At 67.2% G+C, this 12,208-nt stretch carries 7 protein-coding genes and 2 pseudogenes (1 of these 9 cut by a window edge); 5 read left to right on the top strand and 4 right to left on the bottom strand.

The features are described 5' to 3' along the window. Window positions 1–61: 61 nt before the first annotated feature. On the top strand, window positions 62–1,297 hold the full coding sequence (gene mutY, locus ACFQE0_RS24170) for an A/G-specific adenine glycosylase (protein WP_378974150.1): 1,236 nt from the start codon (window positions 62–64) through the stop codon (window positions 1,295–1,297). Between the two features lie 113 nt (window positions 1,298–1,410). On the opposite strand, the gene ACFQE0_RS24165 is transcribed toward mutY, so the two are convergent. After that, the gene (locus ACFQE0_RS24165) at window positions 1,411–2,616 is read right to left on the bottom strand and encodes a site-specific DNA-methyltransferase (RefSeq protein ID WP_378974148.1); all 1,206 of its coding nucleotides are present in this window, start codon (window positions 2,614–2,616) and stop codon (window positions 1,411–1,413) included. Window positions 2,617–3,032: 416 nt separating this feature from the next. Here ACFQE0_RS24165 and ACFQE0_RS24160 point away from each other — a divergent pair. Beyond that, window positions 3,033–3,382 (top strand): annotated as a pseudogene (locus tag ACFQE0_RS24160) (septal ring lytic transglycosylase RlpA family protein). Window positions 3,383–3,430: 48 nt separating this feature from the next. On the opposite strand, the pseudogene ACFQE0_RS24155 reads toward ACFQE0_RS24160, so the two are convergent. Both ACFQE0_RS24155 and ACFQE0_RS24150 read right to left on the bottom strand, forming a co-directional pair. Continuing rightward, window positions 3,431–4,673 (bottom strand): annotated as a pseudogene (locus ACFQE0_RS24155) (peptide ABC transporter permease). Window positions 4,674–4,801: 128 nt separating this feature from the next. Beyond that, window positions 4,802–5,326, bottom strand: coding sequence for a DUF2937 family protein (locus ACFQE0_RS24150; protein ID WP_378975676.1), 525 nt, complete (start codon window positions 5,324–5,326; stop codon window positions 4,802–4,804). A gap of 131 nt (window positions 5,327–5,457) precedes the next feature. Here ACFQE0_RS24150 and ACFQE0_RS24145 point away from each other — a divergent pair, with 131 nt between their 5' ends. From ACFQE0_RS24145 to metH, 3 genes are all read left to right on the top strand, one after another. After that, window positions 5,458–6,495, top strand: a complete 1,038-nt coding sequence (locus ACFQE0_RS24145) for an ArsR/SmtB family transcription factor (RefSeq protein WP_378974145.1) — start codon at window positions 5,458–5,460, stop codon at window positions 6,493–6,495. 101 nt (window positions 6,496–6,596) lie between these two features. Beyond that, window positions 6,597–7,511 (top strand): methylenetetrahydrofolate reductase [NAD(P)H], encoded by a 915-nt coding sequence (gene metF / locus ACFQE0_RS24140; protein WP_378974143.1) that lies wholly within the window; start codon window positions 6,597–6,599, stop codon window positions 7,509–7,511. Window positions 7,512–7,666: 155 nt separating this feature from the next. After that, complete coding sequence (gene metH, locus ACFQE0_RS24135) at window positions 7,667–11,419, top strand: methionine synthase (protein WP_378974141.1); 3,753 nt, start codon at window positions 7,667–7,669, stop codon at window positions 11,417–11,419. Between the two features lie 61 nt (window positions 11,420–11,480). Here metH and ACFQE0_RS24130 read toward each other — a convergent pair whose 3' ends face one another. Further along, window positions 11,481–12,208, bottom strand: partial view of a glycosyltransferase gene (locus ACFQE0_RS24130; protein WP_378974139.1) — the 3' end only. It continues 835 nt past the right edge of the window; 728 of the gene's 1,563 nt are visible here — the last part of the coding sequence; its start codon lies beyond the right edge, outside the window; the stop codon is at window positions 11,481–11,483.

Raw genomic sequence — 12,208 nt, 5'->3', positions numbered from 1 at the left:
CCGTGATCCGGCTGCCGAAATCCCGCTCCCGTCGCCGCGAAAAAACGGTTAAGGCCACCGCATGGTAACGCCCGCGGCGTCATACTCAAGGCAGGACGCCCGGCCGGACGCCGCCGACCTTCTGGTCTGGTACGACCGCCATCGCCGCGTGCTGCCCTGGCGCGCCCTGCCCGGCGAGGTACCCGATCCCTACCGGGTCTGGCTGTCGGAAATCATGCTGCAGCAGACAACAGTCACGGCGGTGAAACCCTATTTCGCCCGCTTCCTCGAACGCTTCCCCGATGTCGCCGCCCTCGCGGCGGCGCCGGAGGAGGCGGTGATGAGTGCCTGGGCGGGGCTTGGTTATTACTCGCGTGCGCGAAATCTCCACGCCTGCGCCCGTTCGGTCGCTGCGGCGGGTGGCTTCCCCGACACGGTGGAGGGCCTGCGCAAGCTCCCGGGAATCGGCGCCTATACGGCGGGCGCCATCGCGGCCATCGCCTTCGATCGCCCGGCGGCGGCAGTGGATGGCAATGTCGAGCGGGTGGTCTCGCGGCTCTTCGCCGTGGACCAGCCCCTGCCTGCCGCACGGCCGGCCCTGCGGGTGCTTGCCGAATCGCTGGTACCGCAGAAGCGGCCGGGCGATTTCGCGCAGGCCGTCATGGATCTCGGCGCCACGCTTTGCACGTCCAAGCGACCGGCCTGCGCCCTCTGCCCCTGGATGGCGCCCTGCCAAGCGCGGAAGGAGGGCACGCAGGAGACCTATCCCCGCAAGCTGAAGAAGGAATCGGGGGCGCTTCGACGGGGCGCCGCCTTCGTGGTGGAGCGGGCAGGCGACGGCGCGGTCCTGCTACGCACGCGCCCTCCCACAGGCCTCCTCGGTGCGATGGCCGAGCCGCCGACGAGCGAGTGGCGGGCGGATTACGATCCGGCCCAGGCGCTGCTCGACGCGCCCCTGGACGCCCGCTGGAAGCGCCTGCCGGGCACTGTGCGGCATGTCTTCACGCATTTCCCCCTGGAACTGACGGTGTTCCAGGCGCGCGTTGCGGCCGACACCGCGCCACCCGAGGGCATGCGCTTCACCCCGCCCGCCGGATTGGCAGACGAGCCCCTGCCGGGCGCCATGAAGAAGGTGCTCGCCCACGCCCTGGAGCGGAAGCTGGCGCTGCCGCCCGCGCCGACGCCGGACCCCGAGCCCGACCTCGCGACGCCACCGCCCGCTGAACAGAAGGCGCGCCGGGCGCCGATCCCGAAGGTGCTCTCGCGGCGGCCCGTCGCCGCCGCGCCGCCGCGCAAGGTGCAGCCGAGGAAGATTTGACGTCCCGCCGTCATCGCGAACAACATGAAGCGATCCAGGTATGCGGGACGCCTGAAGCCGGAGCGACGCCCTGGATTGCTTCACTTCGTTCGCAATGACGTTCGGGGGTTCGTTCAGGCCCCGGCCATCGTCGCGCGGATCTCGTTGCGGAACGAGTCGATGCAGGTTTTCCGGCCGTTGCGCTCAGTGTGCCAGAAGGTCCAGCCGTTGCAGGCCGGGAGGCCCTGGACGAGGGCACCGATCTTGTGGATCGAGCCGATCACCAACCCATTGTCGAGCTGACCGTCCGGCCGCACCGTCGCGCGGAAGCGCCCGCGCTCGTCGGTCAGAGTCTCGCCCGCGCGAACATGCCCCGCCTCGATCACCGACAGGAACGGCACGCGCGGCTCTGCGCGCTTGGTCGGCGCCACGAGGAGCGAAGCCTGGGACAGAGTCTCGATCCCCGCGATGCGCTCCCGCGCAGCGGCGGCGTAACCGGGGTCGCGTTCGATGCCGATGAAGCGGCGGCCAAGGCGTTTGGCGACGGCACCGGTCGTGCCGGTGCCGAAGAACGGGTCGAGCACCACATCGCCGGGATTGGTCGCCGCGAGCAGGGTCCGGGCAAGCAACGCCTCGGGCTTCTGGGTCGGGTGGACCTTTCGGCCCTCGTCGTCCTTCAGTCGCTCATCCCCGGTGCAGAGGGGGATGAACCAGTCCGAGCGCATCTGGAGGTCTTCGTTGCCGCCCTTCAACGCATCGTAATGAAAGGTGTAGCCCTTCGATTCGGCCGAGCGGGAGGCCCAGATCAGAGTCTCGTGCGCATTGGTGAAACGCTTGCCGCGGAAGTTCGGCATCGGGTTGGCCTTGCGCCACACGATGTCGTTCAAGATCCAGTAACCGAGATCCTGAAGCGCGCTGCCGACGCGGAAGATGTTGTGGTAAGACCCGATGACCCAGAGGGTCGCATTCGGCTTCATCACCCGGCGCGCTGCGGCAAGCCATTCGCGGGTGAAGGCGTCGTAAGAGGGAAAGCTCGCGAACTTGTCCCAGTCGTCGTCGACGGCATCGACGCGGCTCTGGTCGGGGCGCAGCAGCCCGGCATCACCCAGCTGGAGATTATAGGGCGGGTCTGCGAACACGCAGTCGACGCTGGACGCGGGCAATGCGTTCATGGCCGCGATGCAATCGCCGACCAGCACCGTGTCGAGTGGCAGGCTTGAGGGCCTGAGTGGCGACGGCTGGGCAGGAAGCCCCATCCGTGGAGACGACGCGGGCCGCCCGGTACGCGAGACCTGTTTCCGGGCGAAGGCGTCGGCTGCCACGGTACGCTGGGAAGCCATGAGACACACCGTTTACGCGACTGACCCGGAGACCATGCGTCGAGTAGGGTAAAAGCCGCGTTCAGCATGTCGGGAAAAATTCGTCCCGTTCTGGAACCAGCCGTCCGATGGCTCCGGCCAGCGTCACCTTCAGCGGGACGCAGCCCTTCCCCGAGCGCAGATCTAGGATAATCGTCGTATCGATCGGCGAATTCGCGCCGTTGCGGCAAATCCAACGATTTACTTTGCAAGCATTGGCTCAAAGTATTCGATATTTGATCTGCAAATAACTTGACCGAACCGCGTATGTAATCGGCAGGTCCAGCACCAATGCGGCGAAATTGCGACCGCGAAATCTCAAATTTTCGCGCCACATTGCTGCCCGTTTCGGAAACGACTGGCGCCGCCCCGCTAACAACAAGGGAATGCGCGGACAAATGAAGGTTGGTTTCGGTAAGATCGCTGTCGTCCTCGGTTTGGTGGCCAGCGTCACTGGCGCAGTCGCCCCGGCCGCCGCACAGAGCGGCACCGCGTCCTGGTACGGCAGCGGACATCGCACGGCGAATGGCGAGCGCTTCAACCCCAACGGGCTCACCGCAGCCCACCGGACGCTGCCCTTCGGCACCCGCGTTCAGGTTCAGAACCCTCGGACCGGCCGTTCGATCGTCGTCCGGATCAACGATCGTGGCCCGTTCATCCGCGGCCGGATCATCGACCTTTCCCGTGGTTCGGCGCGGGCTCTCGGCATGGGCGGGACCAGCGGGTCTCCCTGCGCGTCGTTCACTAAGATCGAACTGCGACACGACCGGCGGCGCCCGCGAAGCGGGGCCGCCTCTTATTCCGCGACAGCAGCGCCGTCGCGGATCCGACGCAGCCGCGACACCTTCGGGCGGCTGGTGCGAAACTGTCCGCGCTCGACGGCGATGAATACCATCACCGCAATGCCGAGCGTCGCGAGCCACCAGACGGTCGTCAGCCCCACGCCGAGGCAAGCCACGGCGAAGGCGCTGGCGAAGCAGGCCATGGCGCCGGGCACCAGGGCAGGGACATCCCGGCCCGCCCGGCGGATCGAGGCATAAAGGGCGTAGGCCGCGGCAAGGGCGCCGACGATGCCGAGCTCATACCAGAATTCGAAAAGGGCCGTGGTCGGCGCATTGGCCGGCACAAGCCCGACGACGCGCCCGCGCAGGGCCGTCTCCAAGCCGTGGCCGGTCACGAGGCGTACGGGCTCGGATGTCACCACCTTCTGCCAGGCTCTTCAGCGACAGGGCGGCGGGGCTGAGCGGGCCGAAGGCTGCCGAAGCCACCGGCCGGGCCAGGAAGGGCAGGATCGGCGCCGCCGCGAGCAGCCCCGCCGCCACCAAAGCGGTCGCAGCAACACCAACCTTGGGCCGGAGGCTGGCGAGGGCGTAGGCCAGGGCACCAACGGCGAGGGCGGCGATCTGCGTCGCATCCGGTTGAACGGTCAGGGCCACGGCCACCAGCAGGGCGACGACCAGCGCCTCCCGGTCGCGGCGGCGCGAGCGCAGCCACGCCAGGGCCGGCCAGAGCAGGAGGATCAGGAGGATCAGGCCCCGGTCGAGGGCACCATCATCCTCGATGCCCGGCGCCATCCGGGCGCTGAACAGGCCCAGACCGATGGCGACGATGGCACCCGCCGTGACACCCAACGGCAGCAGGTAGAGGTTCGCCGAGCGCATCCGGTCGGGCAGGGCAAGGTAGGCGACCAGACCGAGGAGGATCGTGGCGACCAAATTGGCGAGCCGCTCCCCCGCCGGGCCGAGGAAGGGCGTCCAGACGAGGGACAGGGCCGACCACAGCACGACCAGGCTGCCCGCCAGGAAGGCGGGGGCCGTGAGCAAGCGCCGGAAGGCCGGGTTGATCGGCCTTTGCCGCCGGTCGATGCTGCTGGCGATGATCAGGAGCACGACGGCGATGGGCGCCAGGATCACGGCAGCTCGCCGGGCGACCTGCGCCAGGACCGGCAGGATCACGAATAGGCCGAAGAACCCGACGCGCCGCAGGAGTGCCGCGGCGTCGAGGGCAGGGTCGATCGTCTGTGTCGTCGCGCGTGGCATGTTACGCCCCTTCCGGTGCGGAGCGAGCGGGATCACGGCTCGATAAGCAAGCAACGGGCACAGTGCTGTAGACCTGCGGCAACACCCCGGCACTGCTCTTTATAAGTCTCGCCCATCCGTGACCCGCGTCAGGCCGTTGTCGGAGGCGCTTTCGGGCGGCGGCGGGCGGTGCGGCGTCCGAGATCGGACAGAACGCGCCAGCCACCCCAGGCTGCCAAAAACCCGACGAGACCCGCCGTCAGCCCATCCGCCGTGGTCGGGACGGCGGGCTGGTAGTCGCGCATCGTGGCTTGGGCGATGTCGAGATCGGGATTGCGGATCACCGCGACCGTCCGCCCGAGCGGACTTACCGCCTCGGTCAGAGCTTGCTGCTGTTCCGAGAGGCGGGCGAGCCGGGCGATATCCGCCTGAGCCGCCTCGCCGCGCCGGGCTACGAGCCCGTCCGGATTGCTGCGCAGACGCTCGACCGCTCCATCGCGGGTGGTGCCGTTGGCGCGCGCATCGGATTCGAGGGTCGCGATCTGACGGCGCAGCTCGTCGACGGCTCCGCCGAGCCGCTGCGCATATTGCTGCGCGAATTCGGGGGCCTGAGCCGCGATGGCGCCACCGAGAAGGCCGAGCGCCAAGCCGAGGGTGCGCAGGATACCGAACAAATGCCGCCTCGCCGGATCGAAACCGGCCGCCACAAGAGCACGCCCGCGCGGAAGCATCCAGGGCGACAAGTCAGATCGCATCGGTCGATTTGCCCTTGCGCCCCGTCCTGCGCGGATATAAAGATATCTTTATGTCTAACGATCGCCACCAAGAGGCGGGGTCAGTTCCCTTTCCGCAAGCCTTGGCCGTCCTGCGCGCCGCGGCGGAAGAGACGCGCCTGCGCATCCTCGCCCTGCTGGCGGAAGGGGAATTGTCCGTCTCGGACCTGACCGACATTCTCGGGCAGTCTCAGCCGCGCATTTCACGTCACCTGAAGCTCCTCGTCGAAGCGGGGCTGGTCGAGCGTCACCGCGAGGGCGCTTGGGCGTTCTTCCGCCTCGCTGAGAATCGGGCAGGTCTCGCGGATCCGCTCGTCGCCGGTCTCGACCGGTCGGCGCCGCCCCTATCGGAGGATCGGGCGCGGCTCGATGCCGTTCGCGCACAGCGGGCCGAGGCCGCACAGAGCTTCTTCGCCCGACTGGCTCCCAAATGGGACGAGCTGCGCTCGCTGCATGTGCCGGAGGCGATCGTCGAAGCGGCGGTTCTTGAGGCCCTCGGGCCGCGCCCCATCGGGAGCCTGCTCGATCTCGGAACGGGGACCGGGCGGATGCTCGGGCTCCTGGCGCCGCTGGCGGGGAGGGCGGTCGGGCTCGATTCGAGCCACGCCATGTTGTCCGTGGCCCGTGCCAATTTCGAGCGCCTCGGCATCGCGCGGGTGGAACTGCGCCAGGGCGATATCCACGCCCCGCCCTTCGCTCGGGCGAGCTTCGACCTCGTCATCGTGCATCAGGTGCTGCATTACCTCGATGATCCGGCGCGCGCCTTGAAGGCGGCCGCCCGTCTGGTCGCGCCGGGGGGCCGCCTTCTGGTGGTCGATTTCGCCCCGCATGATCTGGAATTCCTGCGCACCGCCCAGGCCCACCGCCGACTCGGCTTCTCCACGGAGCAGATCGCCGGATGGCTCGCCGAGGCCGGGTTGCCGGAGGTGACCGCCAGGAACCTGGCGCCGACGGCCTCGGGCCAACTGACGGTCACGCTCTGGCTGGGGTCGGAGGAAGGGCAGGGGGTCGATGCCCCCGCCGGGCCGGGTTGGGCGGCTTTGCCGCCCGATGGCCGCGCGGTGGCCTGAAGCACCGTAAAGGGATGCCTGGCCGTCTGGCCGGGAGATGTGAAGAGAACGGGTCAGTCGTCCGAACCGTCGGATCTTGAGGACGAGGAGCAACGAACACCATGCGCCGGACTACACGCGCCAGCCGCGACGGCTACCACCCCATCCGCGTCTCGATCGAATTCTTCCCGCCGAAGAGTGAGGAGATGGAGAAGGTTCTCTGGAGCTCGATCGAGCGCCTTGCGCCGCTCCAGCCGAAATTCGTCTCCGTGACCTACGGGGCAGGGGGCTCCACCCGTGAGCGCACGCACAACACCGTCGCGCGCATGGTGCGTGAGACCACCCTCAAGCCCGCCGCTCACCTGACCTGCGTCGACGCCACGCGCGAAGAGATCGACGCGGTGGTTCAGTCCTACTGGGATGCGGGCGTGCGCCACATCGTGGCCCTGCGCGGCGACCCGGCCGAGGGCGTCGGCCATGCCTTCCGGCCGCACCCGGGCGGCTATGCCTCGACCGCCGAACTGGTGGCCGGCATCAAGCGCATCGGTGACTTCAAGGTCTCCGTCTCGGCCTATCCCGAGAAGCACCCCGAGGCCGCGAGCCTCGAGGCCGATATCGATGCGCTGAAGGCCAAGGTCGATGCTGGGGCGGATCAGGCGATCACCCAGTTCTTCTTCGAGAACGAGGTCTACCTGCGCTACATGGACAAGGTGAGGGCGGCCGGGATCACTATCCCGATCCTGCCGGGCATCCTGCCGGTGCAGAACTTCAAGCAGGCGGCGAACTTCGCCCGCCGCACCGGTGCCTCGGTGCCGTACTGGCTGGCTGCCCGGTTCGAAGGCCTGGACGACGACGTCGAGACCCGCCGCCTCGTCGCCGCCGCCGTCGCGGCCGAGCAGGTGCTGGATCTCGTCGATGAGGGCGTCAACGACTTCCACTTCTACTCGATGAACCGTTCGGACCTCGTCTACGCGATCTGCCATCTTCTGGGCCTGCGCAACCAGGCGCCGAAGATCACCGCCGCGAAGGCCGCCTGACGGGGCTCACCGTCATCGCGAGCACAGCGAAGCGAGACCCCGGGGCAACGCTACTTACGAAAACGTAGCGCCGCCCTGGATTGCTTCGTGTCGTTCGCAAAGACGGACGTGGTTCGCTCCGCGCCGTCACCACAGAGTGACTTTTGGGACTGACGATGACCGACTTCGCCCCCGTCGATGGCACCGAGATCGCGAAGCTGCTTCGCGAGCGGGCCAGCCAGAAGATCCTCGTGCTCGACGGGGCGATGGGCACCGTGATCCAGCGCCTGAAATTCTCCGAGGAGGATTTCCGGGGCGACCGGTTCAAGGACCACGGGCATGACCAGAAGGGCAACAACGACCTTCTGATCCTCACTCAGCCCGACGCGATCCGGCAGATCCACCTCGATTACTTCCTCGCGGGCGCCGATGTCTGCGAGACCAACACCTTCTCAGGCACGACCATCGCCCAGGCCGATTACGGCATGGAATCGATCGTCCACGAATTGAACGAGCAGGGCGCACGCCTCGCTCGCGAAGCCGCCAAGCTCGCGGAGCAGCAGGATGGCCACCGCCGCTTCGTGGCAGGTGCCATCGGCCCGACGAACCGCACCCTGTCGATCTCGCCCGACGTGAACAACCCGGGCTACCGGGCCGTCACCTTCGATCAGGTGAAGACGGCCTATGTCGAGCAGGTGCGCGGCCTCATCGCGGGCGGCGCCGAACTCATCCTCATCGAGACGATCTTCGACACCCTGAACGCCAAGGCGGCGGTGGCCGCCGCGTGGCAGGTGTTTGAGGAGACCGGCATCAAGCTGCCGATCCAGATCTCCGGCACCATCACCGACCTCTCCGGCCGCACCCTCTCCGGCCAGACTCCGGCGGCTTTCTGGAACGCGCTACGCCATTCCGACCCGCTGACCTTCGGCCTGAACTGCGCGCTCGGCGCCCGCGAGATGCGCGGCCACATCGCCGAACTCTCGCGGCTCTGCGACACCCTCGTCTGTGCCTACCCGAATGCGGGCCTGCCGAACGAGTTCGGCCTCTACGACGAGAGCCCGGAGGCAATGGGCAAGCTCGTCGGCGAGTTCGCGGAAGCGGGCCTCGTCAACATGGTCGGCGGCTGCTGCGGCACCACGCCGGATCATATCCGCGCCATCGCGGAAGCTGTCGCGGACAAGGCGCCGCGCAAGATCCCCGAGATTCCGCGCCTGATGCGCCTCTCCGGCCTGGAGCCCTTCGTGCTCACGAAGGAGATTCCCTTCGTCAATGTCGGCGAGCGCACCAACGTCACCGGCTCGGCCAAGTTCAGGAAGCTCATCACCAACGGCGATTACGCCGCCGCCCTGGATGTGGCCCGCGATCAGGTCGCGGCGGGTGCCCAGATCATCGACGTCAACATGGATGAGGGCCTGCTCGACTCTCAAAAAGCGATGGTCGAGTTCCTCAATCTCGTCGCCGCCGAGCCCGATATTGCCCGCGTTCCCGTGATGGTTGATTCCTCGAAATTCGAGGTGATCGAGGCCGGTCTCAAGTGCCTGCAGGGCAAGGCCATCGTGAACTCGATCTCCATGAAGGAGGGCGAGGACAAGTTCATCGAGGCCGCTCGGATCTGCCGCTCCTACGGCGCCGCCGTGGTGGTGATGGCCTTCGATGAGCAGGGACAGGCCGATACCTACGAGCGCAAGGTCGAAATCTGCACGCGGGCCTACACGATCCTCACGAAGCAGGTCGGCTTCCCGCCGGAAGACATCATCTTCGACCCGAACATCTTCGCCGTCGCCACCGGCATCGAAGAGCATAACGGCTACGGCGTCGCCTTCATCGAGGCCACGCGCACCATCCGCGAAACCCTGCCCCACGCCCATATCTCGGGCGGTGTCTCGAACCTCTCCTTCGCCTTCCGCGGCAACGAGCCGGTGCGCGAGGCGATGCACGCGGTGTTCCTGTATCACTGCATCCAGGCCGGGATGGACATGGGCATCGTCAATGCCGGCCAGCTCGCCGTCTACGACGAGATCCCCGCCGAGTTGCGCGAGCTCTGCGAGGACGTCGTTCTCAACCGTCGCGACGATTCCACCGAGCGCCTCTTGGAAGCCGCCGAGCGGTTCAAGACCGGCGCTTCGGCTCAGGCGCGCACCGCCGATCTCTCCTGGCGGGAAGCCCCGGTCGAGAAGCGCATCGAGCATGCGCTGGTCAACGGCATCACCGAATACATCCTCGCGGATACCGAGGAGGCGCGCCTCACCGTAGAGCGGCCGCTCCACGTCATCGAGGGCCCGCTGATGGCCGGCATGAACGTGGTCGGCGACCTGTTCGGTGCGGGCAAGATGTTCCTGCCGCAGGTGGTGAAATCCGCCCGCGTGATGAAGCAGGCCGTGGCCTATCTCGAACCCTTCATGGAGGAAGAGAAGAAGGCCAATGGTGGTGACGGCAAGCGGCAGGCTGCCGGCAAGGTGCTGATGGCCACCGTTAAGGGCGACGTTCACGACATCGGCAAGAACATCGTCGGCGTCGTGCTGGCCTGCAACAACTACGAGATCATCGATCTCGGCGTGATGGTGCCCGCCGCCAAGATCCTCGAGACCGCCAAGCGCGAGAAGGTCGATATCGTCGGCCTGTCCGGTCTCATCACCCCGTCGCTGGACGAGATGGTCCACGTGGCGGGCGAGATGGAGCGCGAGGGCCTCGACGTGCCGCTCCTCATCGGCGGCGCCACGACGAGCCGCGTCCACACGGCGGTGAAGATCCACCCGGCCTACGAGCGCGGCCAAGCCGTCTACGTCACCGATGCGAGCCGCGCCGTCGGCGTCGTGTCGAGCCTGATCTCGAAGGAGACGCGTGGGCCCACCATCGAGAAGGTGCGCGCCGAATACGCCAAGGTCGCCCAGGCCCATGCCCGCGCGGAGGCCGACAAGCAGCGGCTGCCGCTCGCCAAGGCCCGCGCCAACGGCTTCAAGGCCGACTGGTCGGCCTTGAAGCCGAAGAAGCCGACCTTCACCGACGCCCGGGTCTTCGGCTCCTACGAGGTCGCCGATCTCGTGCCGTATATCGACTGGACGCCATTCCTGCAGACCTACGAGTTCAAGGGTCGCTTCCCGGCGATCCTGGATGACCCGGAGCAGGGTCCGGCCGCCCGCGCCCTCTACGAGGACGCGCAGGAGATGCTCAAGAAGATCGTCGAGGAGCGCTGGTTCAACCCGAAGGGCGTGATCGGCTTCTGGCCCGCGAACAGCGTCGGCGACGACATCGTGCTCTGGACCGGAGAATCCCGCAGCGAGAAGCTCGCCACGCTCCACGGCCTGCGCCAGCAACTCTCCAAGCGCGATGGTCGGCCGAACCTGTGTCTGTCCGACTTCGTCGCGCCCGCGGAGACGGGCGTCGCGGATTACGTCGGCGCCTTCGTGGTGACGGCGGGCCTGGAAGAGGTGCGTATCGCCGAGCGGTTCGAGCGGGCCAATGACGATTACCGGGCGATCCTCGTGAAGGCGCTGGCCGACCGGATCGCGGAGGCTTTCGCCGAGCGGATGCACGAGCGAGTCCGCCGCGAATTCTGGGGCTATGCGCCGGACGAGACCTTCACCCCGGATCAACTGGCAGGGGAGCCCTACGCCGGCATTCGCCCGGCGCCCGGCTATCCCGCCCAGCCTGATCACACCGAGAAGACGACCCTGTTCGACCTTCTCAAGGCCGAGCGCCGCATCGGTGTGAAGCTCACCGAGTCCTACGCCATGTGGCCGGGCTCCTCGGTGTCGGGCCTCTACCTCGCCCATCCCGACGCCCATTATTTCGGCGTCGCCAAAGTGGAGCGCGATCAGGTCGAGGATTACGCCGCGCGCAAGGGCATGGACCTGACTGCGGTGGAACGCTGGCTCGGCCCGATCCTCAACTACGACCCGGCCTCCTATCTGGCTCAGGCCGCGGAGTAAGAAAATCTCGGAGGGCTCAGCCCGTTTGAAGTGCCGGGGTAGAGCCCCGGCACTTTGCGTTTCAGATCGCCAGGGGCCAGAAGCCCATCCGGCTCACGGTCTCCTGTACGCCTGCCGCCGACTGGAGATACGCCATCATCTCCGCATCCGGCGGCATCTTGCTGTTCGCCGGCGCCGGCAGGTTCAATCCTTCGAAATGGCGCGTGTAGATCGTCGTGAATGCGACGGTCTTCTTGCGCGTGTAGCATTGCATGTGCCGCCGGTGCCGGATGCCGGTTATGAAGACACGGTCGCACCACGGGGTGAGGATCCGTGGCATGCTCGACCACAGCCGAGTGACCTCGAAGGCTGGGCTCGCGAGGACGATGCAGCTCGTATCGACGTGCCGCAGTTCCATCTCCTCCTGCTCGAAGATGGGCAGCTGTTGCCCATCCGGCCCGTAATAATCCCGCCATGAGCAGCCGACACTCGCCCCAGTCTGGTGCATGGCCTGGAGCGTGCTCGCGAGGTGATCGGGATAGAACCAGTTATCGGCGTCGAGGAAAGCGATGAACTCTGCGCCGTTCGTCTCCGCGAGGATGGAGCCCACGGCGCGAGGCGTGTTGCCGTTGTCGCCGTGCTCGCGCGGGAGCCGCACGTGCAGGACATCCCAGTCTTCGATCTCCTCGCGCGGATGCCCATCCGCGATCATGACGTGGGTCAGGCGAGCCGAGATCTGCTGGTTCATCACGCTCTCGTGGCAGCGCCTGAGAACCTCAATCGACTCCTTATGATACGGCGTCACCACGA

Origin of the sequence: Methylobacterium komagatae, from assembly GCF_042661665.1 — a bacterium.
In the GTDB taxonomy this organism is placed as follows: Bacteria; Pseudomonadota; Alphaproteobacteria; order Rhizobiales; family Beijerinckiaceae; genus Methylobacterium; species Methylobacterium komagatae.
Note: the sequence above shows the minus strand (reverse complement) of the source record. Positions and strands in the feature narration are given on the sequence as shown.